The organism is Kitasatospora sp. MAA4 (assembly GCF_029893355.1).
In the GTDB taxonomy this organism is placed as follows: domain Bacteria; phylum Actinomycetota; class Actinomycetes; order Streptomycetales; family Streptomycetaceae; genus Kitasatospora.
Window position 1 is genome coordinate 412,980 of the sequence record NZ_JARZAI010000001.1, and the last position, 23,351, is coordinate 436,330.

The following is a 23,351-nucleotide window of genomic DNA, read 5'->3' on the forward strand; positions in this document are numbered from 1 at the left end:
AACAAGCCAAATGCTGCCTGCGGCTGTCGTTGCCTTGCCCATGCTGTCCCCCTGTTGCGGGCAGATGGCAGTTCGGCGGGCGGTCTTGACCGGTCCAGCCGATCACTCCAGAGTTCTGGTCATGTCCCTGCCCGTTGTCGGGGGCGCAGAAGTCCCCCAGGTACGAGGAGTTGGGCATGAGCAAGAGCAGGGCCGTCGCCGCGGCCGCCGGATTCGCGCTGCTGGCCGGGCTGGCCACGGCCTGCGGCGGTGGCGCGGCCAAGGGCTCGGCGACGGCTGCCTTCGACCCGGCCACCTGCCAGGGCGGAACGCTCACCGTGCTCGCCCAGCAGGGGCAGGGCAAGTTCGACCCGGCCGAGCTCTACACCTCCGGCGGGGGCAAGGTCCCGACCCTGGTGTTCCGCACGCTCACCACGCGCGACCACACCACGGGCGGTCCGGACGGCGCCAAGGTGGTCCCCGACCTGGCCACCGACACCGGCGAGCCCAGCCAGGACGCCACGGTCTGGACCTACCACCTCAAGGCCGGGCTGAAGTTCGAGGACGGCACGCCGATCAGGTCGGCCGACGTCAAGTACGGCATCGAGCGCTCCTTCGCCCCGGAACTGCCGGGCGGGCCGCCGTATCTGCGGGACTGGCTGATCGGCGGCGAGCAGTACGCGGGCCCCTTCAAGGGCGCCGACCTGCCCTCCATCGAGACCCCCGACGACAGCACCGTCATCTTCCGACTCACCAAGCCCGAGGGCGACTTCCCCTATCTGGCCACCGCCACCCAGTTCGCCCCGGTGCCCAGGGCCAAGGACACCGGCACGGACTACCAGAAGCACCCGATCTCCTCGGGACCGTACGTGGTGACCAGCAACGACAACGGCAAGTCCATGGTGCTGGAACGCAATCCGTACTGGACGCGGAGCATCGACGACCAGCGCCTGGCCTGCCCCGACAAGATCGTCTACACCTCGGGGCTCGACTCGGCCGTGATCAACCAGCGGCTCGCCGCGAGCAGCGGCGACGACGCCCGCGCGGTCAGCGGCGACACCGACATCGACGCGGGCATCCTGGCCAGGCTGAACAGCGACGCCGAACTCAGGAGCCGGGTGACCACCGGCTACTTCGGCGCCACCCAGTACCTGGCCTTCAACCCCACGGTGAAGCCCTTCGACAACCCCCTGGTGCGGCAGGCGATTTCGTATGCCGTCGACCGCCAGTCGGTGATCAACGCGGTCGGCGGCAGCGCGGTCGCCAAGCCCGCGACCACCTTCCTGCCCGACCAGCCGGCCTTCGGCTACACCCCCTACGACTACTTCCCGTCCGGGCCGAGCGGCGACCCCGCCAAGGCCAAGGAGCTGCTGGCGCAGGCGGGTTACCCGAACGGACTGAGCATCACGCTCAGCCACGCCACCAGTCAGACCGACATCGGTCCGGCGGTCGCCGCCGCGGTGCAGGAGGCGCTCGGCAAGGCCGGGATCACCGTCAAGCTGGACCCGTCCGCCGACGACGACTACGGAACCAGGACCCAACTCCCCTCCAGCGAGCCCGGGTTCTTCATCAGCGGCTGGGGCGCCGACTGGCCCTCCGGCGGCCCCTTCCTGGCCCCGATCTTCGACGGCCGGCAGATCCTCACCGCCGGTGGCAACTTCAACTCCGCGCAGCTCAACGACCCGCAGGTGAACGCCGAGATCGACGCGGCCAACAAGCTCACCGACCCCGCCGCGGCGCAGCGGGCCTGGGGGCAGCTGGACGCCGAACTCGGCAAGCAGGCCTGGACGGTGCCGCTCTACCACCCGGTCTACAAGCGGCTGGTCGGCAAGGACGTCAAGAACGCTTACGTCAGCCAGTGGAACGGCGTCTACGACCTGTCCCGGATCTCGGTCAAGTAGATGCCGAGTTCAGCATCCAATCCAGTGTGGCGGCGGCTGCGCGCCGACCGGGCGGCGATGGCCGGTCTGGCGGTGGTCGTGCTGCTCCTGCTGCTGGCGGCCGCCGCGCCGCTGGTCACCGCGCTGGAGGGACAGAACCCGACGGCCTTCCACAACGAACTGATCGACTCCGCCACCGGCGGCGTGCCGATCGGCCCGTTCGGCGGGGCGAGCGCCCGGCACTGGCTCGGCGTGGAGCCGGGTACCGGCCGCGACGTGCTGGCCCGGCTGGTCTACGGCGCGCAGGTCTCGCTCTCCGTCTCTCTCGGCGCCACCGTCGTGCAGGTCGCCCTCGGCACGCTGGTCGGGCTGGCCGCCGGGCTCGGCAACCGGCTCGCGGACACCGTGCTCAGCCGGACCATGGACCTGACCATCGCCTTCCCCGGCCTGGTCTTCGCCATCTCGCTGATGGCCGTGGTGCCGGGCTCGTTCCCGCGCCCGGTGCTGCTGATGCTGGTCCTCGGCGTGCTCGGCTGGGGCGGCACGGCCCGCTTGGTGCGCGGGCAGGCGCTCTCGCTGCGCTCGCTGGACCACGTCGCGGCCGCCCGGCTCAGCGGGGCGCGCTCCTGGCGCACCGCGCGGCGCGAGATCCTGCCCGGGCTGGCCGCGCCCGTGATCACCTACGCGGCGCTGCTGCTGCCCGGCAACGTCACCGCCGAGGCGGGCCTGTCCTTCCTCGGCGTCGGCGTCCGCCCGCCGACCGCCTCCTGGGGACAGATGCTCTCCGGCGCCACCACCTGGTACCAGGCCGACCCGACGTACGTCCTGCTGCCCGCCGGGCTGCTCTTCGCCACCGTGCTGGCCTTCACCCTGCTCGGCGAGGGGCTGCGCACCGCACTCGACCCGCGCGCCAAGTCCCGTCTGCGCAGGACGCGTTCTCGGCGTTCCCGGCAGGTGGCGTCGACGTGATCCGGTTCCTGCTGCGCCGCGCGTTCAGCACGCTGACCGTCATGCTGGTGCTGTCCGTGGTGGTCTACCTGGTCTTCTACGCCGCCCCGCACGATCCCGCCCGGCTGGTCTGCGGCAAGGGCTGCGACGGCGTCCGGCTCGCCGTGGTCCGCCACAAGCTCGGCACCGACCTGCCGCTCTGGCAGCAGTACTGGCAGTTCCTGCACGGGCTGCTGGCCGGACGGGACTTCGACGCCGGCACCGACGTCACCCACTGCTCCGCGCCCTGCTTCGGCTACTCCTTCCAGACCGACCAGCCGGTGCTCGGCATGATCACCGCGCGGCTGCCGCTGGACGCCTCGCTGGCGGTGGGCGCGGCGGTCGTCTGGCTGCTGCTGGGCATCGGCGCCGGCGTCCTGGCGGCGCTTCGGCGCGGCGGGATCGGCGAACGGGCGCTGACCGGCGTGACGTTGGCGGGCATGGCGATGCCGGTCTTCCTGGTCGGTCTGCTGCTGATGATGGTCTGCTGCGGCTACCTGCAGTGGCTGCCCTTCCCCAGCTACGTGCCGCTCACCCAGGACCCGCTGGCCTGGGCGTCCAACCTGGCCCTGCCATGGCTGTCGCTGGCCCTGGTGATGGCCGCCGCCTACGCCCGGATGACCCGCAGCGCACTGCTGGAGACGCTGGCCGAGGACCACATCCGCACCGCCCGGGCCTACGGGCTCGGCGAGCGGCGGATCGTCCTGGGCCATGCTCTTCGCGGCGCGCTCACTCCCGTCATCACGCTGCTCGCGATGGACCTCGGGGGCCTGCTCGGCGGTGCCCAACTGACCGAGTCGGTCTTCGGGTTCGACGGGATCGGCCGGCTCCTGGTGGAGTCGGTGAACACGATCGACCTGCCGGTGGTGGTGGGGATCACGCTGTTCGCGGGCTTCTTCATCGTCATCGCCAACGCCGTCGCCGACCTGCTCTATGCGCTGGCCGACCCGAGAGTGGGACTCCAGTGACCTCGGACCTCCTTGAAGTCGCCGACCTCACCGTCGACTTCGGCGCCGTCCGCGCGGTGGACGGGCTCTCCTTCACGCTGGCGGCCGGCCGCTCACTCGGCCTGGTCGGCGAGTCCGGCTCGGGCAAGAGCACCGTCGCCGCGGCCCTGCTCGGGCTGCACCGCACCAGCGGTGCCGAGGTGGGCGGCACGATCCTGCTGGACGGTACCGACGTCCAGCAGGCCTCCGACGCCGAACTGCGCCTACTGCGCGGGGCCCGTGCGGCGATGGTCTTTCAGGACCCGCTCTCGGCGCTGGACCCGTACTGGTCGATCGGCGCGCAGATCGCCGAGGTGTACCGGGTGCACACCGGCTCCAGCCGGCGGGCGGCCGCCGAGCGGGCGGTCCAGGTGCTGGACCGGGTCGGCATCCCCGACGCCGCCCGGCGGGCCGCCGCCCACCCGCACGAGTTCTCCGGCGGGATGCGGCAACGGGCCCTGATCGCCATGGCGTTGGCCTGCTCGCCCAAGCTGCTGATCGCCGACGAGCCGACCACCGCGCTGGACGTCACCGTCCAGGCGCAGATCCTCGACCTGCTGCACGAGCTGCGGGTCGAGCACCGGATGGCGCTGCTGCTGGTCACCCACGACCTGGGCGTGGTGGCCGGCAACACCGATCGGGTGCTGGTGATGCAGGGCGGCCGGGCCGTCGAGCACGGTCCGGTGGCCGAGGTGCTGGGTGCGCCGGCGGATCCGTACACCCGGGAACTGATCAGCGCCGTACCGAGGTTGGACGCCCGGCGGGCGGCTTCGTCGGTCGCCGCCGGGGAGGTGCTGCTGAGCGTCCAGGAGTTGCGCAAGGAGTACCCGGTCGCCACCCGCGGGCTGTTCGGCCGGCGCGAGCGGCTGGCCGCGCTGGACGGCGTCAGCCTGGACCTGCACCGCGGCGAGGCGTTGGGCGTGGTGGGGGAGAGCGGCAGCGGGAAGACCACGCTGGGACGGCTGCTGGTGCGCCTGCTGGAGCCCACCGCCGGGCGGATCCTCTTCGAGGGGCGCGACCTCGCGCACGCCTCTGAGCGTGAACTGCGGCCGGTGCGCCGCGAGTTGCAGATGGTCTTCCAGGACCCGCTGTCCTCGCTGAATCCGCGCCGGACGATCGGCGACGCGATCGCCGACCCGCTGCGGGTGCAGGACCGGATTGGTGAGCCACAGGCGCGAACCGCGGTGGGCGAGTTGCTGGAACGCGTCGGCCTGCCAGCGGACTGGTACGGCCGATACCCGCACGAGATCTCCGGCGGCCAGCGCCAACGCGTCGGCATCGCACGGGCGTTGGCGCTTCGGCCGAGAGTCCTGGTGTGCGACGAGCCGGTCTCCTCACTGGACGTCTCCACCCAGGCCCAGGTGGTCCGGCTACTCGCCGAGCTGCAACGGGAGTTCGGGCTGACGCTGGTCTTCGTCGCGCACGATCTCGCGGTGGTGCGGCAGGTCAGCGACCGGATCGCGGTGATGCGAGCCGGCCGGGTGGTCGAGCTGGGGGTTGCGGACGAGGTCTACGAGAACCCCCAGCACCCGTACACCCGGCAGCTGTTGGCAGCGGTGCCGGTCCCCGACCCGGTGGTGGAGGGGGACCGGCGGGTGGCCCGCGCTGTGCTGGCCTCGGCCTCAGCCGTCCAGTAGCGCGCGCAGTTCGGCCGGGCCCACCAGGCCGACGGCGTACCCGTCGTGCAGGACCGCGGCCGTGCCGAGTCCGCGCTCGGCCAGCTCGGCGAGTACGGCCTCGGCGCCCTGGCCGGAGCCGAACTGCGGGAGCGGGGCTGCGAGATGGTCGCCGACCGGGTCGCCCGGGGTCGCCCTGCCTTCCGACAGAGCCGCCTCCAGCTGCTCCAGCGACACCGTCCCGACCAACTCCGATGCGGCGGGCTGACGGCCCGGCCCGACCGGGCACGGACCGGCCGACAGGACGGGCTCCGCCCCGTCCGTCCGCCGGGCGCGCAGCGCGTCCAGGGCCTGGCCGACCGTGCTGTGGTGGTGCAGGTACGGCATCGGCCGCTCGCGCAGCTCGGCCGGCAGGGCGTCGCCGACCCGGGGGAGCGAGGCGTCGCCGTCCAGGAAACCGAGGCGCAGCAGCCACTCGTCGTCGAAGTACTTGGAGAGGTACTGCTTTCCGGAGTCCGGCAGCATCACGACCACCAGGTCGTCGGGGCTCAGGTCGGCGGCCACCCGCAGGGCCGCGGCTACCGCCGTGCCGGCCGAACCGCCGACCAACAGGCCCTCCTCGCGGGCCAGTCGGCGGATCGTCAGCAGCGACTCGCGGTCGCCGATCGACAGGATCTCGTCCACCACGTCCTGGTGGAACGACTTCGGCCAGATGTCCTCGACCGTCTCCGGGTGCCGGAAGTGCCCGGCCGCCTCGACGAAGTAGGGACGCCCGTCCCCGCCGCCGTACACCGAAGCCTCCGGGTCCGCGCCGATCACCCTGACCGCGCCGCCGCTGGCCTCCTTGAGGTAGCGCCCGGTGCCGCTGATCGTGCCGCCGGTGCCCACGCAGGAGACCAGGTGGGTGACCCGGCCGTCGGTCTGCCGCCAGATCTCCGGCCCGGTGCCCGCGTAGTGCGCGTCGGGGTTGGCCGGATTGTCGTACTGCCCGGCCAGCCAGCCGCCGGGCGTCTCCTCGGCGATCCGGGCGGCCACGTTGAACAGGTGCTCGGGATGCTCGGCCGGCAGCCCGCCGCGCCCGACCAACACCTCGGCGCCGTAGGCCCGCAGAGCGGCGACCTTCTCCGCGCTGGCCTTGTCCGAGATGACCAGGATCGCCCGGTACCCCTTGGCCGCCGCCACCATCGCGAGCCCCACGCCGGTGTTCCCCGAGGTGGCCTCCACCACCGTGCCGCCGGGCTTCAGCGCCCCGGACTTCTCGGCCTCCTCGATCATGCGCAGACCGATCCGGTCCTTCACACTGCCGCCGGCGCTGAGGTATTCGAGCTTGGCGTAGACGGGCGCATGCCGGCCGTCCCCGGGTGTGCGCAGGCGCACCAGCGGGGTGTTGCCGATGAGTTCGAGCAGGGACTCGTGGGTATCCATCACTCCAGCCTAGAGGCAGGGGTGGGAGCCGGGGGAAGGCACACAGGGGTCTGGCAGCGCGTCCTCGAGCTGCGTCAGCTCCTCCGGGCCCAACCTGAGTTCTGCGGCCTGAGCCGAGTCGGTGATGGAGGCCGGGCGGCTGGATCCCGGTACCGGCAGCACTGCCGGGGAGCGGGCCAGCAGCCAGGCGAGCGCGATCTGCTGCGGGCTGACGCCGCGTTCGGCCGCAACGCGGTGGAAGGCAGTGCCCGCCGAGGTCGGGCCGGACGGGCCGTCCAGGGAGCTGCGGGAGAGGCCGCCCAGCGGGCTCCAGGGCAGGAAGGTCAGGCCCAGCTGGGCGCTCAGTTGCAGCTCGGGCTCACTGTCGCGCACGGTGGGCGAGTACCGGTTCTGCACGGAGACGAGACCGCCGCCGAGGATCTGATGGGCCTGACGGATCTGGGCGGTGGTGACGTTGGAGATCCCGGCGGCGCGGATCGTGCCGGCGTCGAGCAGCTCGCGCAGTGCTCCGACGGACTCCGCCCAGGGCACGGCCGGGTCCGGTTTGTGCAGCTGGTACAGGCTGATGGTCTCGACGCCCAGGCGCCTGGCGGAGGCCTCGGCAGCGCGCTTGAGGTGGGCAGGAGTTGCGCTGACGGTCCAGCTGCCGTCGCCGGGGCGGCCACGTCCGCCCTTGGTGGCCACCAGCACGCCGGAGGTGTCGCCGCCGTATCGGGCCAGGGCGCGGGCGACCAGAAGCTCGTTGTGACCCACCTCGTCGGCGTGCCAGTGGTAGCTGTCGGCGGTGTCGATGAACGTGACGCCGGCGTCGAGGGCGGCGTGGACGGTTGCGATGGCCCGTGCCTCGTCCGGGCGGTGTTCGATGGACAGCGGCATGGCGCCCAGGCCGATGGCGCTGACGGCGGTGTCTGCGATGGTGCGGTACTGCATGGTGACGTGATCCTCAGGCGGTGGGTGACGGCTCGATGGTGAGGGCTTCGGCGACGGTGCCGGGCAGCCAGTCGGTGACGTGGGAGAAGGGAAAACCCAGCTTCTTCGCGCGGGTGTTGCTCATGGCGTAGTGGCGGTCGAAGGAGAACGGCGAAGCCTCCTCGCCTGCCGAGACGGTCCGGTGGACGGGCTCCCGGCCGGCCTGCGCGGCGATGATCGCGGCGAGGTCGTGTACGTCGAGCGGGCCGTCGGAGCAGGCGTTGATCGGACCGGTGAAGTCGGCCGTGGCCGCCCACCGCAGCAGGTCCGCCAGCTCCTCGTAGTGGATGAAGACCGTGGGCAGCACCTTCGCGTGCACAGTGATCGCCCCGCCCCGGGCGATGCGCTCGACGTAGTGCGCCAGCCGGCCGGTGAACTCCTGCGCGCCGCCGCCCAGCACGTGGGCGCTGCGCACGGAGGCGAACGCGAAGCCGCCGGCGCGGGTGAGGACGGCCTCCGCCTGGCGCTTGCCCTCGGCGTAGTGCGCCTCCAGGTACGCGTCGTCGTGCCAGGGCAGGTCCATGGCCACCAGCCAGGTGGCCGGGTCCACGATCTCCTCCGGTACCGGTGTGCCCGCCGGCACAGCCGGCAGCGCGGTGGTCGCGGGGTCGTAGACCTCGATCGTGGAGGTCATGACGTAGCGCCGGGTGCGGCCGGCAAAGACGCGGGCGGCGACAGCGGCCTGCACCGGGGTGTAGCAGACCTGGTCCACCACGACGTCGAAGGTGCGGGAGTCGAGCGCGGCCGTAAGAGCGGCCTCGTCGTTCCGGTCGACCACGAGGTGCTCGACGCCGGCGGGCGGCGGGGTGGTGCCGCGGTTGATCACCGTGACCTGGTGGCCCGCGGCCCGCAGGCGCGTCACCAGGAGCTTTCCGAAGTACCGACTTCCGCCGATGACGCAGATCTTTTGCATGCCCCCATCCTGGAGACCTATCGTCATCAGCAGAAGTCGTGACTCACTGGATAGGTATTAAGGAAAACTGTTGATCGATGTTCAGCGGCTCCGCGTCCTGCGGGCGGTGGCGGAGCACGGCAGCTTCAACCAGGCGGCCACGGCTCTGCGCCTCACCCCCTCCGCCGTCTCCCAGCACGTGGCAGCCCTGGAGCGCAGCCTCGGCGCCCAGGTCGTCGCCCGCAGCACCCGCGGCGTCACCCTCACCCGAGCCGGTCAGATCATGGTCGGCGCCGCCGAATCCGTCGCCGCAGAGCTCGAACACGCGCAACAGCAGGTCGCCCAGCTCAGCACCGGCCGTACCCTGCTCACCGTTGCCACCTTCACCAGCGGCGGCAGGCTCCTGCTGCCCGGCGCTCTCTCCCGGGTCATGGCAGCCCATCCCCGCACCGTGCTCCACATCCGGGAGGGCGAACCCGAGGACACCCTGCCGCTGGTCCGCCAGGGCGCCGTGGACCTCGCCCTCGCCTACCACTTCGACGGCCCGCTACCCGTCGGGCCGGGCCCCAGCTCCAGCCTGGAGTGGACGCCACTCCTGGAGGACCCCCTGCACGTCGTCCTGCCGCAGGGGCATCGACTCGCCGACCACGAGGCGCTCGACCTCGCCGAGTTGGCGGCTGAACCCTGGGTGCTCGGCTGCCTGAAGACCGAGGCATACCTGCGCCGCTACGCCGATCGCGCCGGTTTCGATCCGGAAGTGCGCGGCACCACCACCGACTACTTCTTCGCCCGCTCTCTCGTCGCCGCAGGCATGGGGATCTCCCTGGTCCCCTCCATCGCGCTCGCCCCGGAGATCCCTGGCCTGTGCACCGTCCCGATCAAGTCGCCGGGGCCGATCCGGCACATCGGCGTCGCCGCCCTCACCCGAAGCGACCGGCCCCACGTCACGACGCTCATCCACGCCCTGCGCGAGCAGGCGGTGCAGCAGCACCAGGGGCGTTGATCCCGCGGCTCTTCTCGGAGAAGATCTCCACCGGACTACTGCCGTCGCCAGGCATCCTCGGGCTCGGAGCCGGCGGCGCGCAGGCGTAGCTGCCAGCTGTCGGCCTCGGCGGCGACCCTGACGACGATCAGTCCGGGGCGCGGGACAGCGAGTGCCTTGCCGGTCTGCTCGGTGATCGTCCGATCCGGGTAGCCGGACCAGACCGCCGGCACCGGGCAGTCGCACGGGCCGACGGCCCAGCAGGCGCAGGCGAAGGTCACGGACCAGCTGCTGCAATCGACTTGGGCCACCAGCTCGATCGGAGTCAGGTCCCGGACGGCGAGGACGGTGCTGCCCCGCCCGGAGTGCGTCGGTGACAGGCAGTCGAGCTCCTCCGGGCTCAGCAGTCGTACGGCCCCGTGGTGGCCGGACTGGCCTTGGCCGCACGCTTGGCGGGCCGACGGAGGACCAGTGCGGTGAGAAGGCAGCCCAGCAGAAAGGCGGTGACGATCAGCACGACTCCCCCAGGAATTCGGTCACCGGAGAAGGTCCTTGCGCATGAGCGTGCACATGGTCTCGTACGTACGGATTGAACCGTCCGGCGCCTGCTCCTCCCACGCGTCGGGCTGCCGGTCGTAGGCCACGTACCCGAGCCGCTCGTACAGCGCGCGGGCCCGCGGATTGCTCTCCTCGACCCCCAGTTCGGCCCGCCCGAGCCCCCGCGACCGGATGCGGTCCTCGGCGGCCCGGACCAGCAGAGTCCCAAGGCCGCACGACTGCAGAGCCGGTAGCACCGCGAGCTGCCACAACGTCCCCGCACCGGGTACGGCCCGGTAGTCGACGCCCCCGATGGCCACCGGAAGGTCAACTGCCGTGCAGAGCGCCAGATAGTCCACCTCCCCGGCCGCCGCGCGCTCCAACTCCCGGTCCACCTGCACAAGATGAAGCGCGGAACCGGACCAGCCGCACGCCGGCAGATCCGCAGGCGTCAAATCACGGACGAGAACCGGTACAACGACCTCGGCTCTCTCCGAACCCAAGCAACTCATACCCTCATCACAGCAGTTCCGCGTCCTGCCACGCCAGGGAAATTCCGCCGGCACGATCTCTCGCAGATCGCAGGACCCCGGATCCCCGGTAGCCGATCGCGCCACCCGGTCCTGCTTCCAGGCCGTGATCATCGGCTCGATCAACGCCCACTGCTCATCCGATAAGTCGCTCGGATGCGCCCGTCTTTCCATGCGCCGCAGAACATCACCCGAACCCCGACCGGCACGCCAGTACGGCCGACGTTCACACGTACGAGCGATCACGAACGAAGAGAAAAGGGACTTAACGTCCACTCAGGTGTGACACGAGCCGCCCGTCGAGACGGCGGTGCGATCCCGGACCGCACCGCCGTCTCGACGGGACACCATGACCGGACCCCAGGGGCAACCTCCCGTGCAACGGGACAACGTGCTGCACGACGGGGACAGCATGCACTGCATGGCAGGACATCCTGGACAGCTACCGCAAGCGGTCACGAGCGTAGTCAGCCGCAGTGCGAGTTGTACTGGTAGTTGACCTCGCCGTCGATGCTGCCCTGCCAGTCGATGCACGAGTGCGGCGCGTGGAGGCGCACCGGGCCGGCGTAGGTCGTGTAGAAGCCGCCGTCCTCTATCCAGGTGCCGCCGGAGAGCCGGATGCCCGCGTCCATCGACTTCAGGTACGAGCTCGGGTTGCTGCGGACGGTCACCACGCAGTTGTAGCCGTTGGAGCTGTTGTAGGTGAGGAATACGGTTCCCTCCGCCAACGGCAGCGAGTCGACAACGGAGTACCCGCTGCCGCATGCGCCGTTGTAACTGGCTGCCTCAGCGGTCGCGGGAATCGCGACGAGTATCGGTCCGGCAATGGCGGCGACGGCAGCGATCTTCTTCAGGATGTGCATGGCGAAACAGCCTTCTTTCAGGAAAGGGAAACGGGGGGATGCCCTCGGCCGCTGCCAGGGCGTTGGAGTGAGCGTGTTCCGCGGACAGGCCGGACTGCCGAGTCCCCGGCGCCGGGTTGACGAGGCGCTCCGGTCCGAGTCGGGTTGCATGGCGCCGGTCCACCCCGCCGGCGCAGCCGGCCAGGGACCTCAAGGCGTGCGGACACCGGCGGATGAGACGGAAGAGCATGTGGTAACGACCGCTGTGCCGGCCATCAGGACTGTCGCGGTCGGGCGTGTTACTTTCCGAGCGGGCATCAGGCGTGCTTGACCCACCCGAGGCGCTCGGGCGGAGGGGGGGCAAGTGGTTCTCAGGCTCCCGGCGCGACTGCGCTCATGTGGCCGGGAGCGCCGTGGGCTTGGTCCCTGAAGGTCTTACGTGAGGACGAGGCACCAGCCACGCAGGGCCGGCGCGTGCCGCAGGGCGCGTTCGCAGACTCGGCGCAGGTTCGCGGCTGCCGCATCCGGAGTGGCTGCAATGATCGCGGCAGCGATGCGACAGCGGTTGAGGTCGACGCGGGCGCGGATGTGTCCCCCACCCGGTCTTCGTGTTGGCTGTGGACCCAGATCAGATCGGTGACGGCTTCAGCCGTCAGCTGCGATGGCGCCGGATCAGGACAGATGAGAGTCACCGCGACCAAGTGCACGGAATCCGATCAACTCCGTGCTGATGTTGCGAGGCGAATGCCGTCCCAGTCGAAACCGGAGCCGGTGACGCCGCGTCGATCGGTCGGGCGATCTGCGACGACGCCGCCTACGGCGGTGGCACCCAGGCCGACGGTGAATGCCACGGCTATGGCGGCGCATACGAAGCGTATCGGGTGGCCCACGACTGTTCTCCCCTGTTTCGTCACCAACGCTGTGCCCGTCAATGGTTCGCGGAACTCGTCCCGGTTCTTGTGGCGTTCTCCGCTGCTGAGAAAGATCCTGCCGTCCACACACGGCGGTGTCACGGCCAAAGAGGTGGCACCAAGTCGCTTGGCAGCTAAGTGCAAGATCATCTAGAAGTAGTCATCGCGTTCGGCGCACTGAGAGACGTTAAGTCCGTTTCTGGTAGCGGCCGCGTCCGGGTTGGTCGAGGAGCCCCTGACGAACGAGTCGTCCCAGGCGGGAGCGGGTGACGTTGATCGAGGGCTCGTCGGTGGGCAGGCCGAGGAGTTCGTGCAGGTCGCGCACCCGGAAGACCCGCCCGGGATGCTCGTTGAAGGCGGTCACGATGCGCTGGTAGAGGTGGCGATCTCCGCCGGGGCCGGTTCGTGGTCGGGCAGGGTGAGGCCGTCGATGACCTTGCCGGCGGTGACGATCATTGTTCGCGTCCAGTCCCGTCGTCTCCTTCGGCACCCCGGCCGCCACGCGGACGGACTGGGTGTCGATGATCACCAGGGACGGGTCCTCTAATCGCCCGGCCCGCTCCCGCACCTGGCAGCGCAGGATCTCCTGGATCCGCTGGTCAAGACCGTCCTGGCGCCACAGGGTGAAGTAGTAGGACACTGCCGACCAGGTCGGTAAGTCGTGCGGCAGGAGCCGTCACTGACAGCCCGTCCGGTTCTGGTACGGCAGTGCGTTCACGACCTCGCGCAGGTCGCAGGAGCCCGGGTCCCCGGTCGCGACACCCGCTCCTGCTTCCAGGCGGTGACCAACGGCTCGGTCAGGGCCCACTGCCCGTCGGACAAGTCCGTTGAGTACGGTATCCGTTCCATGCCCCGACCCCATCATGAACACGACATGCGAGTCAGCCCGAATGCCTCCGTACCCACGAACGGGCGACACCAGATCATCCAGAAACGGACTTAACGTCCTCTGAGACGTCGTCAAACGGCACGGTCGAGCGCGACTTCACCCTCGGCGAGATCCCCGGCGTCCTCTGGTCCCCGGCCTCCGGCACGGCCGATCGCGCGCCCCTGATCCTGGTGGCCCACGGCGGCGGCAACCACAAGAAGCACCCGGCGATGTCCGGTCGCGCCCAGCGCCTGGTGGCCGGTTGCGGCTTCCATGTCGCGGTCATCGACGCGCCCGGTCACGGCGACCGGCCGGTCACGGCGCACGACGAGGCGGAGATCGCCGACCTGTTCCGGGCGCGGGCGGCGGGCGAGCCGGAAGGCCCGATCGTCGTCCGCTACAACGACCACCTGGCGCAGCTCGCCGTGCCCGAGTACCGGGCGACCCTGGACGCCCTCCAGGAACTCCCGGAGATCGGCACCGACGGGCTCGTCGGCTTCTGGGGCATCAACATGGGCACCGCGATCGGCGTGCCGTTCGTGGCGGTCGAACCCAGGATCACGGCCGCGGTCTTCGGGCAGCACTGGCCCGACGTCCTGGCCGAGAAGGCGAAGCAGATCACCATCCCGATCGAGTTCGACCTCCAGTGGGACGACGAGCACATCTCGCGCGAGGCCGGTCTGGCGCTGTTCGACGCCTTCGCCTCGAAGGAGAAGTCGTTGCACGTGAACGCGGGCAGGCACAAGGAGCTGCCCAGGTTCGAGGCCGACAGCGCGGTCCGGTTCTTCGCCCGGCACTTCGGCCGAGCGGTCAACTCGCCGGCCTGACATGAGCGGTCGCGGCGGCGTCCGGCCTGTTGGCTGGGCGCCGCCGCCGTATCGCCTGCTCACGAGGGCACCTCCAGGTCCGGACAGTGCGCTGCCCCGCACCGACACCGGGGCCAGTCGGTTGCCGTCGGTCGTCGGGCGACGCGGGCGACCAGCTGGGGGTCGTAGTCGTCCAGCGGGTCGTACGTCGCCTGCGGCTCCTGGCCGGACGCCCCGCTCGTCGCTTTCACCGGCTTTCCCTCTCAACGGCTGGGCCACATTCCCCCAGACGATCTTCCCTACGTCAATCCGAGGGCAGCAACCCCAGCGCAGGCAGAGCGACTTCACGAGGAACAGCCCACGCCCCGACTCCGCCTCCCCATTGACCGCCCGCAGCACCGGCGCCCGGTCACCCCGCGCATCGTGCACCTCCACCCGCAGCCGCACCGCGTCCACCTGGAGGGACAGCCACACCAGGCGCTCCCGGGGCGTCCCGTGGGCCACCGCGTTGGTCGTGAGTTCGGAAACCACCAACAGCCCCGCGTCGAGGAACCGGTGACCCCCCTCGACCTGACCCAGCAGGTCGACCAGCATCCGCCGAGCCACCCCCGGCGATCTCCGGCTGCGCGGCAGCCAGCAGTTGTTCTCGGCGCTGGGGGCGGTGGGTGCTCTGTCGAGCGATTCGGGCATGGCGAAGCAGCCTTTCGAGTGCAGGGAGTGAGAGCTGAGACGCGATCAGGACCGGGCGGTGGTCACGGCGATGGGCGGACGGAGGCATGGGAATGCCCGGTGGCGAGTCGCCATGATCACTTACGGTGAACATTCGGACTACTCCCTGTAGTGTGCTCCCGGCGGGCCGTTGCACGCAACCGCTTGCGTCAAGCAATTGCATGGACAGGAAGATGGGTTGAGTTCCCATGAGGGGGTGGCAGACTGTGCAAGGACCCGAACAGCCAGGGAGTGCGACCTGTGAACAGTCCAACCGTGCTGCGACGTAGGCTCGGCGGGGAGCTGGGCAAGTTGCGCGCGTCGCGCGGCATGCACGCAAAGGACGTGGCGGCAACACTCGGCTGGTCCGCTTCGAAGTTGAGCCGAATCGAGAGCGGCCAGGTTCCTCTCCAAGAGCGCGACGCGGCAAAGTTGTTGGCCCACTACGGCGTGAGCGACCCCGATGAGCTGAAACAGCTCCTCAACCTGACACGGCAGAGTCGTCAGCAGGGCTGGTGGCATCCGTACGGCGACGCGCTCCCTGAGTGGTTCCGCGCCTACGTGGGCTTCGAGGCAGACGCCACGAAGATCGTCACGTTCCAGTGCGAGCTGATTCCCGGGCTGCTTCAGACCGAGAAGTACGCGTGGCATGTCATCCGTGCGATGAACCCGACGGAGTCCGCCGAGGACGTGGAACGCAGAGTCGCGCTTCGGATGGAGCGACAGCAGATCCTCGAACGACGCGATCCGCCTCAACTCTGGGCCATCGTAGGCGAGGCCGTCATACGTCGCCCGGTCGGTGACGCAGCCACGATGGCCGTTCAGTTGAACCACCTCGCCACCATGGCCGACGAGCGGCCCAACATCACCGTCCAGGTGCTCCCCTTTTCGGCCGGAGCACATGCGGCTATGGGTTCATCGTTCTCGGTTCTGTCGTTCACTGATATTCCTGGCAGCGTTGCCTACTCCGAGGCGACCACCAGCAGCATCTACACAGAGCGAGAGTCCGAGGTTGCCCGCCATGATGAGACCTTCCTACGTCTCATGGCGTCGTCGGTCCAACCAGAGAGATCCGTCTCGTGGTTGAGGGAAGTCGCAGAGGAGTACACCAGGTGAAGCAGGAGATCCGCCGCGCCCAGTGGCGCAAAAGCACATACAGCAACGGCCAGGGTGACTGCATCGAGGTCGCCGACGGTTTCGTCGGGGTGATGCCGGTCCGGGACAGCAAGGACCCTGACGGTCCCACTCTCCTCTTCCCCTCTGACGCCTGGCGCGCGTTCGTGGCCGGGGTGCGGGCAGGGGTGTTCCCCGTCGACCGCTGATGTGCAGAGGATGGAGCGGCCGAGCCACTGTTCGCCGCCCTTGCAGCGGGAGTGGTGGTAGGCCGGGCGGACAGTGCCCGGAGGCTGCGGCCACGAATGGGATGACGCCATGACAGCGGCATCGTCAAGTCGGCGCCCATGATCGGCTGACCAGCCCCGTCGGCGTGGCCACACGTCGTCACATGTGCCCGTCCGCAGAGGCGGTGATGACCGGCTCGGAGTCGGTGGGCAGGAGTTCGAGCACCAGAGTCACGGCCTCTGCGGCGGTGTCGACTTCGCCGATCAGGGCGGAGGGATTGCGTCGGCGAACCTTGAACCGCCCGTTGTGCAGGGGCTCGATCGATCCGGCCTGCACAGTCCAGGGGTAGCTGGCGGAGCTGCTGAAGAGCAGGGTGAAGTGGCTGGTGAACGGATGCAGCCGCCGGAGTCGTGGTTGAGCGGCAGCGGCCTCCAGGAGCGGGATGATCCCCGGATAAGGGTGCCCGGGCGAGCGGATCTGGTGTACTGCCTGCATCCACTGCCATCTGAGTCGTAGGGACTGCCAATGAGCCTCGACAGCCTCAGCCGGCCCGAGACGGCGCGCTGCGGCCATGTCTGGCATAACTGGCCTTGGCGGCAGGGACTTCTGTTGCTCGAAGGTCTCGTTGTTCGCGTCCACTGCCACAGTGTCGCGGTCGGAGCCCCAAACCGGTGCTCCGACAGCAGAGATCATGGCCAGGTGAGTTGTCGACCGAACCGCATCGAGGAACAGCAGTTGACCCCGTACTCCCTGGCGTTCTACGTGGACGTCGTCACCACCGGCACCGTACTCGGCGCGCGCCCGACGGACTCTCCCGACCGCGTCACCGGCGTCCTGGGGTCGGACTTCGGTGAGCACGTCTTCGGCGGCCACCACATGTGCCGTGACTACGGTCTGACCGAGTTCTTCTGGGAGCGCGCTTCCGTCGACCTCCCCTGGTCAGGCCGGCACTTCTCCTTGCAGGTGCACAGGCTGGCGTACCAGGGCTGTACGCTCGCCGACGAGACGCTCCGCTCCCGGTACGGGCGATTCGCCCCCAGGCTCCGGTTCGAGAAGCTGCAGTGGCTGCTGGAGCGCCGCGGCGTCCCCCTGCTGGAGATTCCGGAGAGCCCGGCGAACGCACCGTACTACCGAACCTTCTGGCAGCCCGATTCCCAGGTCGCCGTTTCCGTCATCGGCACCTACGGCGAGTACAGCACCCCGGACAATCTGCGGGTCGGCGACGTGTACCGAATCCAAGCCCCGATGACCGTCGACGAAGTGGAGTGGCGGAGGGCACAGGTCGGGTAGCGCCGGGACGCACGCGGTCCACAACCGTTGAACGGCCCAGGCCGGCCCCGCTTTCGGGGAACCTACAGCTGATCAGCTCAATCCTCGCAGAGGCTCTCGGCGAGCATTCCGTTGATGGCCCGGTTGAGCGCGGCGGAGTCGGCCGGGTCCAACGGGGTGACCGAGAGCGCGAGTTGGCGGGTACTGCTGCGGTTGCCGAACACGTACGTGGTGTAGCCGTAGATGCCGCCCACGTGGCCCCAGACGTCGCCGCAGGGCAGCGGGAGGCGCATCAGGCCCAGCCCGTACGTGAAGCCCGTGCCGGCTGTGACGGTGGTGGTCATCTCGGCGAGCTGGGCCGGAGCGAGCAGGCGCCCGCCCATCAGCGCCGCGTTGAACCTGGTCAGGTCGTCGGTGGTGGAGATGATCTCGCCCGCCGCCCCTGCCACCGAGGGGTTGAGCTCGGTGATGTCGGCCGGGCCATTGTCCAGCGCGAGATAGCCGTGGTCGTGCGGGCCGGGGATCGAGGTGGCGGTCCCCGGCAGGTAGGTGTGGCGCAGTCCGAGCGGTTGCAGGATCCGCCGCCGGACCTCGGTGCGCCAGGAGTGGCCGGTCACCCTGTCGATGATCTCGCCGACCAGCAGGTAGTCGGTGTTGGAGTAGTGCCAGCCCTGCCCGGGGGCGAAGTACGGCGGGTGGCCGACGGCGACGGCGATCAGCTGCTGCGGCGGGTAGCTCTGCCAGCGGCCGGCGCTGACCAGCTGCTCCAGTTCCGCCTCGGTGTCGTTGCTGAACTGCGGGTCGTCGGTGTAGTCGTAGATCCCCGCGGTGTGGTTGAGCAGCTGGCGCACGGTGATCGCCGCGCCGCCGGGGACGACACCGGGCAGGTAGCGCTCGATCGGGTCGTCCAGGCCGACCTTGCCCTCGGCGGAGAGCTGGAGCAGCACGGTGGCCAGGAAGGTCTTGGTCGCGCTCCCGATCCGGAACCGCGCGTCCGCCACCGCAGGCGCCCGACCGCCCAACTCCTGGACGCCGGCCGCACCCCGCCACGCCACCCGCCCGTCCTCGCGGATCTCGGCCACGGCGCTGACGGCCCCGCCCTGCGTGGTCATCGCCACCAACGCCCGCTGAAGCGCGGCACCATCGGAGCGGCCGGCCGACCCGAGAGTGAGCGCACCAGCCGGCAGCGCAGCTGCACCAGCCGCCGGGGCAACGGCTACGGCGAGGACGCCGGCGCCCGCGAGCAGCCCGGCGGCGAGGCGAAGGCCGTACGGACGGCGGCACGTCGAGATCGGCTGACGTTTCGTCATGCTGCTTCCCTCCGGTGACGACCGGCGGATCCGGCCCCCGCCAGCCTCACAGTCACCCCACCCGCCGGGCGTCAGTCGGTGGAGGGAGCCGGTACCTACCTACGTCTCATCCGGATGGGCGGATGATGTACACCGCGAAGCCGCGAGTACTCCCGGCACGGGTGAACCCCGCCTTGGTGAGGACTCGACCGGACGCGTGATTGTCCGGATGGTGCTTTGCGTGCACGGAGGGAAGACGCAGTTCAGTGAATGCCAGGGCGAGGAGGTTGGTCACAGCCTCACTCGCATGGCCGCGCCCCCAGCAGTCGGAGCGCACGATATAGCTGACCGTGGCTTCGCCGTGCGTTCGATTCAGCTTGATGACGCCTACCAGGCCGTCCTCGGTCTCGATACCGAAGACGTAGCGGGCGCGCGGTCGGGCCCGAGCTGAAGCAACAGCATCATGGACGTAGAGCGTTGCTTCGTCCTCGCCCATAGGGCCGCGGTCGAGGTATCCGACCGCGTCCTGGCTGTAGATCCGTGGGAGTTCCAGCACGTCCTCGGCGCGCAGCTCCCGCAGTTCGATCACACGCCCACCGCCGCAAGAGCTGCGCCGAGACCGGCAGCGGTCGGCCGGTCGGTCGGTCCGGCGAGCAGCACAGGGCGCAGCACGTCCTGGAGTTCCGGCCAGGGATTCGCTGAGACCAGGGGAAGCTCGCCTGTGGCGATGGCGTCGCGCAGCCCTTCGGGGCCGGCCTCCTTGCGATCGATCCCGCCGGCTTGGTAGTCGAGCGGCCAGTCCCCGGTGGCGCAGGTCCAGAGAACCCCGGCGAGCGCGTACACGTCGGCTGCCACTGATGTCCTGACCGGCTGCGGCCCGGTGGCGATCCAGTCGGCCAGCTCGGGTGCCATCAAGTGGACCATCGCCCCCTCGAAGATGTTCCAGGGAGTGGTGTCCCGATGCCAGGACCACGCGAAGTCGATCAGCTTTACTCCACCGTCGGTGTGGATACCGTGCTGCGGTTGAAGGTCCCCGTGCACCCACCCGAGAGTGTGGAGCTCAGCCACAGCGCGGCACAGGTCGACCGCCTCCGCCAGTGCCTGCGGGCGGCCGGTAGCGCCCTTGCGGGCTTCTTGGAAGACCTTCCAGGTGGACGGCCCGACCAGCCACGGCGTGACATACCAGACGGACTCGGCGGCTCGGCCGGCCGTGACCGTGTAGCCGGGGAGCTGGTCCAGGACGGACGCCTCACGTGCGGTGACCTCGCCTGCCTCTCCGGTGCCCAGCTTGATGGCGACGGTGGATGCGGTTCCGGTGGCTTTCCAGATGACCGAGCCGCGACGGTCTGTGATCTCCGTCAACTCGACCGGCCCGCAGGCAGCTTCAGCTGCCTTCACTGCTTCCGGGGGACAGGGAGTGAACTCGCCCATTCTCGTACTGCCTTCCACGCACAGGGGATGTGCTCAAACACGTCGCGCCCATCGTCCTTGGCTGCGGCCAGCGCTGCGGCGAGGTCGGGCGTGTCCTTGAGGAACCTCGGATCCATGCTTCGGACAGCTGTCCGAACCGGGAGAAAGGAGAACGGTGCAGGCGGAATGCTCCGCCCAAAGCGGTCGGACTCCTGGGTGCCCTTTGTGAATTTGCCGAACATCACGCCCACGGGCCCGTACAGGTTCTTGAGCGCCCAGTGCGGCCAGGTCATCAGGCCGCAGTGATCGGCGTCCAGGGCCTGGTCGAGCATGACGATGTTGTCGCAGGCGGGCACACCACGCTGACGCCTTGCCAGGAGGCGGATCCATTCTGCAGCCTGCACCCCTGCGTGGAACAAGTCCGCCTCAACGGCGAGCTGGTGGGCACCGGGGGAGATCTCATAGATGGTCCAGACCGTCATGCCGCGAGTCCGGGCAGCTTCGAGGAACGGGCAGTTTTCGTAGAGCGCGTGGATATAGCTCGCCACGTCCACAGTGATCGGGTTCTCGGATCTGGCCTCGATGAGGCGGAGCGCCCCGGCGGTGATATGGGACGCTCCGTCAGATGGGCCGGTGGTCACCGGGCGGTCTTCTTGGGCACCATGTCGTCGCCGTCGCCAGGGCCGGGCTTGGGGCTGCAGTCCCACTCGGCTACCACAACGCCGGTCTCCCGGTAGCGCGCGAGGGATTCGCTGTTCACGGTGCCGTGAGCGTTGGTGAACCAGATCAGCGGGAGGGGTCCGTATGCCTCCTCGTACGCGTTCACCCAGGCGATGGTGCCGTGACCGGCCGTCTCCGCGTGGATCAGCTCCTGGCCGGCGTGCTCCTGGCTGAACTCGCTGTGGGCTTCGCGGTCCTCGGCCAGCCGGTGCCAGGCGGCGTCGATGGCGGTGGAGAACATCTCGGGTGCGGCCTGGCCGGCGTCGAACCGCCGTGCGGCGACGGTGAAGAACTTGCCCAGCTCGACCAGTTCCAGGCTGGCCATGGTGGTGGTGCTCATGTGCTCCTCCAACGGGAGTGGCGCCGACCGGTCCTGGGAGTTGCCCGTCGGATGGGCTCTCGAAGCCTGAGATCGGCGTTTGGTGACGCCAACGACGCTAGAGGGCACGGTGCGTGACTCTCCATACGGTTGCACGTGGTTGCAGGGTCTACCGGAACGCGGAGAGCGCCGAGGCGATCAGAGTGCGCGCCTGTGGACCGTGTACAGCGAGCTTTGACAGCTCAGCAAACGCCTTCAGGTACGTTCTGATCTCTCCTGGAGCAGTCACATTGATCTCGGCCGTCAGAGTCTCGACTGCGACCAGGCTCTCATCGAAGGCGTAGAACGCCTCCAACGGCCAGACGGTACGGCGGCAGCGGAGCGGGATGATCCCAACGGATACGTTCGGCTGCCTCATCACCGTCAGCAGGTGTTCGAGCTGGCCGGCCATGCCGTCGTCGTCGCACACAGCGTGGTAGAGAACCGCTTCCTCAAGGACGAGGCCAAACTGGTGAGCGCGGTCCGCCAGTACGCGGGACCGGTCGAGCCGCGCGGCCACAGCCTGTTCTACGTCGTCCGGCGTTCCCTGGAAATCGGTGATGGAACGGAGCAGTCCGGAGGCGTAGGGGCCTGTCTGGGTCATGCCTGGCATCAGGTTGGACGCGTATACCCTGAAGCGCTTGGTCCTCTGATAGAGGGGCACCGTCTTCTCATGGACGCGCCGCATGCCGTCTCGGTGGATCTCGCGCCACTGCGTGTACATCGACTCAGCGGTGCGAGAGGCCGCGATGAGGTCAGCGGCCTGGTCAGCGGCGCCGCACGCTGTGCACCATGCTCGGATGTCAGCATCTGACGGGACGGTCATGCCCCGGGCGATCCGAGAGGACTTCGACTTGTGCCAACCGCACCGCTCGGCCAGTTCCAGCCCGGAAAGCCCCGCATCCTGCATCAGTGCAGAGAGCCGCGCGGCGAGTGCCACCCGCGCGGCCTGGGCGCTGGAGAGCGGCGACGAAGACATGAGCCGGCCTAGGGTGCTGTGCGATCAGACGGCGTACTTCTCGTGCGGGACAGCACGGCCCCAGACGGCTTCGAACGCCTCGGCGCAGAAGCGGGCCACCGCTGGCTCCTCGTTCTGGTCGGTGTGGACCCACCGGCCGTCGCCGTCAAAGATGTTGAACTGCACGATTCGGCCGTCGAAGATCCAGAAGTCGTTGCCGGGCAGGGCGAGGTCGGAGGCGAGTCGGCGGGGGAGCCAACGAACCTCCTCGCCACCGGCGATGTTGGTGAACGTGAACGAGTGCTCGTATCGGATGTAGTCGCTCGCGGGTTCGGAGACGATTCGAGCCCGGCGGACGGCGACTCCGCTGCTGGTGACCTCCTGCACGAGGTCGAGCCAGGGGCGCCACCAGGAGTTGCGGTCCTCGGGGTCGAGCCGGTGGCCGTCCTTCCAGGCTTGGAAGCGTTCCGTCTCGTTATCGACCGCGTAGACATCGCGCATCTCCAGGTGGAGAGCGGACTTCCTGGCTGACCCGAGAAGGTCGGCAAAGCTAGTCAAGCTCTGCGACATCCAGGGCCTCCTTCAGCACCTTCGCCATGCGGGCGGGGACCCGCACCACCGTCTCATGATCGGGGATCGCGCCGTCGGAGAGAACCGCGGTCTCGGTGGCCTCGTCGATCTTCCATCCTTGGATGATGAGGTCCGAGGTCTCCTCGTCCACCCAGATGGTGGGTGAGCCGTGGTCGCCCGACTTCTCGTCCTTGCCGATGAACCGTAGTTCCATGTCACCGTCCCCTTCGACGTGGTTGCGTCGCGTGGCAGAGATTCAGCCGATGTCCATGCTCCGCTACTTGGTCGTGCGCGTCTGGGTTTTGGCCAAGCACGTCGGGGGCGGGTGATGGTGTGGTGCCGGCCCGCTCGGTTGAGGAGACGCAGGTGATGGATGGCGTCGGTCGGTTCGGCTGGGTCACCGATCCCGAGGGCAATCGGATCGAGCTGTGGCAGCCCGCCTGACCGGGTCTTCACGCAGGCGGTTGCCCGGGTCACGGTGGGGGCGCATCGTGGAGGGGGTGGCGGCTTGGGAGTGA

The 23,351-nt window shown here is 69.4% G+C and carries 25 protein-coding genes and 3 pseudogenes; 10 read left to right on the top strand and 18 right to left on the bottom strand.

Annotated elements, in window-relative coordinates:
- Positions 1-176 precede the first annotated feature (176 nt).
- The 4 genes from P3T37_RS01850 to P3T37_RS01865 are packed head-to-tail and all read left to right on the top strand — an operon-like array spanning position 177 to position 5,469.
- Positions 177-1,880 carry an ABC transporter substrate-binding protein gene (locus tag P3T37_RS01850; protein ID WP_280721574.1) on the top strand — a complete coding sequence of 568 codons (1,704 nt, stop codon included), beginning with the start codon at positions 177-179 and terminating at the stop codon, positions 1,878-1,880.
- Positions 1,881-2,828: an ABC transporter permease gene (locus tag P3T37_RS01855; RefSeq protein WP_280721575.1), complete on the top strand. Its 948-nt coding sequence runs from the start codon at positions 1,881-1,883 to the stop codon at positions 2,826-2,828.
- A complete protein-coding gene (locus P3T37_RS01860) occupies positions 2,825-3,814 on the top strand; it encodes an ABC transporter permease (protein WP_280721576.1) in 990 nt (329 codons plus the stop codon). Before P3T37_RS01855 ends, P3T37_RS01860 begins: the two co-directional genes overlap by 4 nt.
- Entirely contained in the window at positions 3,811-5,469 is a 1,659-nt protein-coding gene (locus P3T37_RS01865; RefSeq protein WP_280721577.1) for an ABC transporter ATP-binding protein, read from the top strand. Before P3T37_RS01860 ends, P3T37_RS01865 begins: the two co-directional genes overlap by 4 nt.
- On the opposite strand, the gene P3T37_RS01870 is transcribed toward P3T37_RS01865, so the two are convergent.
- The 3 genes from P3T37_RS01870 to P3T37_RS01880 are packed head-to-tail and all read right to left on the bottom strand — an operon-like array spanning position 5,455 to position 8,755.
- Entirely contained in the window at positions 5,455-6,873 is a 1,419-nt protein-coding gene (locus P3T37_RS01870; protein WP_280721578.1) for a pyridoxal-phosphate dependent enzyme, read from the bottom strand. The genes P3T37_RS01865 and P3T37_RS01870 overlap by 15 nt on opposite strands.
- A 9-nt stretch (positions 6,874-6,882) precedes the next feature.
- Positions 6,883-7,803: an aldo/keto reductase gene (locus tag P3T37_RS01875; RefSeq protein WP_280721579.1), complete on the bottom strand. Its 921-nt coding sequence runs from the start codon at positions 7,801-7,803 to the stop codon at positions 6,883-6,885.
- A 13-nt stretch (positions 7,804-7,816) separates the two neighbouring features.
- Positions 7,817-8,755, bottom strand: coding sequence for an NAD-dependent epimerase/dehydratase family protein (locus tag P3T37_RS01880; RefSeq protein WP_280721580.1), 939 nt, complete (start codon positions 8,753-8,755; stop codon positions 7,817-7,819).
- 70 nt (positions 8,756-8,825) lie between these two features.
- Here P3T37_RS01880 and P3T37_RS01885 point away from each other — a divergent pair, with 70 nt between their 5' ends.
- Entirely contained in the window at positions 8,826-9,737 is a 912-nt protein-coding gene (locus tag P3T37_RS01885) for a LysR family transcriptional regulator (protein WP_280721581.1), read from the top strand.
- A 35-nt stretch (positions 9,738-9,772) separates the two neighbouring features.
- On the opposite strand, the gene P3T37_RS01890 is transcribed toward P3T37_RS01885, so the two are convergent.
- From P3T37_RS01890 to P3T37_RS37000, 5 genes and pseudogenes are all read right to left on the bottom strand, one after another.
- Positions 9,773-10,027 carry a hypothetical protein gene (locus tag P3T37_RS01890; protein ID WP_280721582.1) on the bottom strand — a complete coding sequence of 85 codons (255 nt, stop codon included), beginning with the start codon at positions 10,025-10,027 and terminating at the stop codon, positions 9,773-9,775.
- A gap of 225 nt (positions 10,028-10,252) precedes the next feature.
- Positions 10,253-10,765: a GNAT family N-acetyltransferase gene (locus tag P3T37_RS01895; protein WP_280721691.1), complete on the bottom strand. Its 513-nt coding sequence runs from the start codon at positions 10,763-10,765 to the stop codon at positions 10,253-10,255.
- A 21-nt stretch (positions 10,766-10,786) separates the two neighbouring features.
- Positions 10,787-10,957: pseudogene (locus P3T37_RS36995) on the bottom strand (IS5/IS1182 family transposase); the annotation flags it as partial.
- A gap of 293 nt (positions 10,958-11,250) precedes the next feature.
- A complete protein-coding gene (locus P3T37_RS01900; protein WP_280721583.1) occupies positions 11,251-11,646 on the bottom strand; it encodes a spore-associated protein A in 396 nt (131 codons plus the stop codon).
- A 1,347-nt stretch (positions 11,647-12,993) separates the two neighbouring features.
- A pseudogene (locus tag P3T37_RS37000) lies at positions 12,994-13,385 on the bottom strand (transposase); the annotation flags it as partial.
- 210 nt (positions 13,386-13,595) lie between these two features.
- Between P3T37_RS37000 and P3T37_RS01910 the strand changes: the two are divergent.
- On the top strand, positions 13,596-14,231 hold the full coding sequence (locus tag P3T37_RS01910) for an alpha/beta hydrolase (protein WP_280721585.1): 636 nt from the start codon (positions 13,596-13,598) through the stop codon (positions 14,229-14,231).
- A gap of 59 nt (positions 14,232-14,290) precedes the next feature.
- On the opposite strand, the gene P3T37_RS01915 is transcribed toward P3T37_RS01910, so the two are convergent.
- On the bottom strand, positions 14,291-14,461 hold the full coding sequence (locus P3T37_RS01915; RefSeq protein ID WP_280721586.1) for a hypothetical protein: 171 nt from the start codon (positions 14,459-14,461) through the stop codon (positions 14,291-14,293).
- Positions 14,462-15,179: 718 nt separating this feature from the next.
- Here P3T37_RS01915 and P3T37_RS01920 point away from each other — a divergent pair.
- Positions 15,180-16,034: a helix-turn-helix transcriptional regulator gene (locus tag P3T37_RS01920; RefSeq protein ID WP_280721587.1), complete on the top strand. Its 855-nt coding sequence runs from the start codon at positions 15,180-15,182 to the stop codon at positions 16,032-16,034.
- Positions 16,031-16,240, top strand: a complete 210-nt coding sequence (locus tag P3T37_RS01925) for a DUF397 domain-containing protein (RefSeq protein WP_280721588.1) — start codon at positions 16,031-16,033, stop codon at positions 16,238-16,240. The genes P3T37_RS01920 and P3T37_RS01925 overlap by 4 nt, the downstream gene beginning before the upstream one ends.
- 178 nt (positions 16,241-16,418) lie before the next feature.
- On the opposite strand, the gene P3T37_RS01930 is transcribed toward P3T37_RS01925, so the two are convergent.
- Positions 16,419-16,754 carry a DUF6193 family natural product biosynthesis protein gene (locus P3T37_RS01930; protein ID WP_280721589.1) on the bottom strand — a complete coding sequence of 112 codons (336 nt, stop codon included), beginning with the start codon at positions 16,752-16,754 and terminating at the stop codon, positions 16,419-16,421.
- A gap of 30 nt (positions 16,755-16,784) precedes the next feature.
- Between P3T37_RS01930 and P3T37_RS01935 the strand changes: the two genes are divergently transcribed.
- The gene (locus tag P3T37_RS01935; RefSeq protein ID WP_348533204.1) at positions 16,785-17,549 is read left to right on the top strand and encodes a hypothetical protein; all 765 of its coding nucleotides are present in this window, start codon (positions 16,785-16,787) and stop codon (positions 17,547-17,549) included.
- Positions 17,550-17,626: 77 nt separating this feature from the next.
- Here P3T37_RS01935 and P3T37_RS01940 read toward each other — a convergent pair whose 3' ends face one another.
- The 8 genes from P3T37_RS01940 to P3T37_RS01975 all read right to left on the bottom strand — a co-directional run bounded on the left by P3T37_RS01940 (position 17,627) and on the right by P3T37_RS01975 (position 23,047).
- Positions 17,627-18,838 (bottom strand): serine hydrolase domain-containing protein, encoded by a 1,212-nt coding sequence (locus tag P3T37_RS01940; RefSeq protein WP_280721590.1) that lies wholly within the window; start codon positions 18,836-18,838, stop codon positions 17,627-17,629.
- Positions 18,839-18,944: 106 nt separating this feature from the next.
- On the bottom strand, positions 18,945-19,406 hold the full coding sequence (locus P3T37_RS01945) for a GNAT family N-acetyltransferase (protein WP_280721591.1): 462 nt from the start codon (positions 19,404-19,406) through the stop codon (positions 18,945-18,947).
- The gene (locus P3T37_RS01950) at positions 19,403-20,179 is read right to left on the bottom strand and encodes a hypothetical protein (RefSeq protein ID WP_280721592.1); all 777 of its coding nucleotides are present in this window, start codon (positions 20,177-20,179) and stop codon (positions 19,403-19,405) included. Before P3T37_RS01950 ends, P3T37_RS01945 begins: the two co-directional genes overlap by 4 nt.
- A gap of 32 nt (positions 20,180-20,211) precedes the next feature.
- Positions 20,212-20,868, bottom strand: a complete 657-nt coding sequence (locus P3T37_RS01955) for a DUF6875 domain-containing protein (protein ID WP_280721593.1) — start codon at positions 20,866-20,868, stop codon at positions 20,212-20,214.
- Positions 20,865-21,287 (bottom strand): hypothetical protein, encoded by a 423-nt coding sequence (locus P3T37_RS01960; protein ID WP_280721594.1) that lies wholly within the window; start codon positions 21,285-21,287, stop codon positions 20,865-20,867. Before P3T37_RS01960 ends, P3T37_RS01955 begins: the two co-directional genes overlap by 4 nt.
- Before the next feature lie 148 nt (positions 21,288-21,435).
- Positions 21,436-22,284 (bottom strand): helix-turn-helix transcriptional regulator, encoded by an 849-nt coding sequence (locus tag P3T37_RS01965; RefSeq protein ID WP_280721595.1) that lies wholly within the window; start codon positions 22,282-22,284, stop codon positions 21,436-21,438.
- A 24-nt stretch (positions 22,285-22,308) separates the two neighbouring features.
- Positions 22,309-22,833 (bottom strand): DUF6879 family protein, encoded by a 525-nt coding sequence (locus tag P3T37_RS01970; protein WP_280721596.1) that lies wholly within the window; start codon positions 22,831-22,833, stop codon positions 22,309-22,311.
- Positions 22,814-23,047, bottom strand: a complete 234-nt coding sequence (locus P3T37_RS01975) for a hypothetical protein (RefSeq protein ID WP_280721597.1) — start codon at positions 23,045-23,047, stop codon at positions 22,814-22,816. Before P3T37_RS01975 ends, P3T37_RS01970 begins: the two co-directional genes overlap by 20 nt.
- Before the next feature lie 140 nt (positions 23,048-23,187).
- Between P3T37_RS01975 and P3T37_RS37005 the strand changes: the two are divergent.
- Positions 23,188-23,277: pseudogene (locus P3T37_RS37005) on the top strand (VOC family protein); the annotation flags it as partial.
- Positions 23,278-23,351: the final 74 nt, after the last annotated feature.

Excerpts from the sequence above, each read along its gene's own strand:
- P3T37_RS01850 (WP_280721574.1), top strand. The coding sequence starts at position 177 with ATGAGCAAGAGCAGGGCCGTCGCCGCGGCCGCCGGATTCGCGCTGCTG.
- P3T37_RS01855 (WP_280721575.1), top strand. The coding sequence starts at position 1,881 with ATGCCGAGTTCAGCATCCAATCCAGTGTGGCGGCGGCTGCGCGCCGAC.
- P3T37_RS01870 (WP_280721578.1), bottom strand. The coding sequence starts at position 6,873 with ATGGATACCCACGAGTCCCTGCTCGAACTCATCGGCAACACCCCGCTG.
- P3T37_RS01875 (WP_280721579.1), bottom strand. The coding sequence starts at position 7,803 with ATGCAGTACCGCACCATCGCAGACACCGCCGTCAGCGCCATCGGCCTG.
- P3T37_RS01880 (WP_280721580.1), bottom strand. The coding sequence starts at position 8,755 with ATGCAAAAGATCTGCGTCATCGGCGGAAGTCGGTACTTCGGAAAGCTC.
- P3T37_RS01895 (WP_280721691.1), bottom strand. The coding sequence starts at position 10,765 with ATGAGTTGCTTGGGTTCGGAGAGAGCCGAGGTCGTTGTACCGGTTCTC.
- P3T37_RS01900 (WP_280721583.1), bottom strand. The coding sequence starts at position 11,646 with ATGCACATCCTGAAGAAGATCGCTGCCGTCGCCGCCATTGCCGGACCG.
- P3T37_RS01930 (WP_280721589.1), bottom strand. The coding sequence starts at position 16,754 with ATGCAGGCAGTACACCAGATCCGCTCGCCCGGGCACCCTTATCCGGGG.
- P3T37_RS01935 (WP_348533204.1), top strand. The coding sequence starts at position 16,785 with ATGAGCCTCGACAGCCTCAGCCGGCCCGAGACGGCGCGCTGCGGCCAT.
- P3T37_RS01940 (WP_280721590.1), bottom strand. The coding sequence starts at position 18,838 with ATGACGAAACGTCAGCCGATCTCGACGTGCCGCCGTCCGTACGGCCTT.
- P3T37_RS01960 (WP_280721594.1), bottom strand. The coding sequence starts at position 21,287 with ATGAGCACCACCACCATGGCCAGCCTGGAACTGGTCGAGCTGGGCAAG.
- P3T37_RS01965 (WP_280721595.1), bottom strand. The coding sequence starts at position 22,284 with ATGTCTTCGTCGCCGCTCTCCAGCGCCCAGGCCGCGCGGGTGGCACTC.
- P3T37_RS01970 (WP_280721596.1), bottom strand. The coding sequence starts at position 22,833 with ATGTCGCAGAGCTTGACTAGCTTTGCCGACCTTCTCGGGTCAGCCAGG.
- P3T37_RS01975 (WP_280721597.1), bottom strand. The coding sequence starts at position 23,047 with ATGGAACTACGGTTCATCGGCAAGGACGAGAAGTCGGGCGACCACGGC.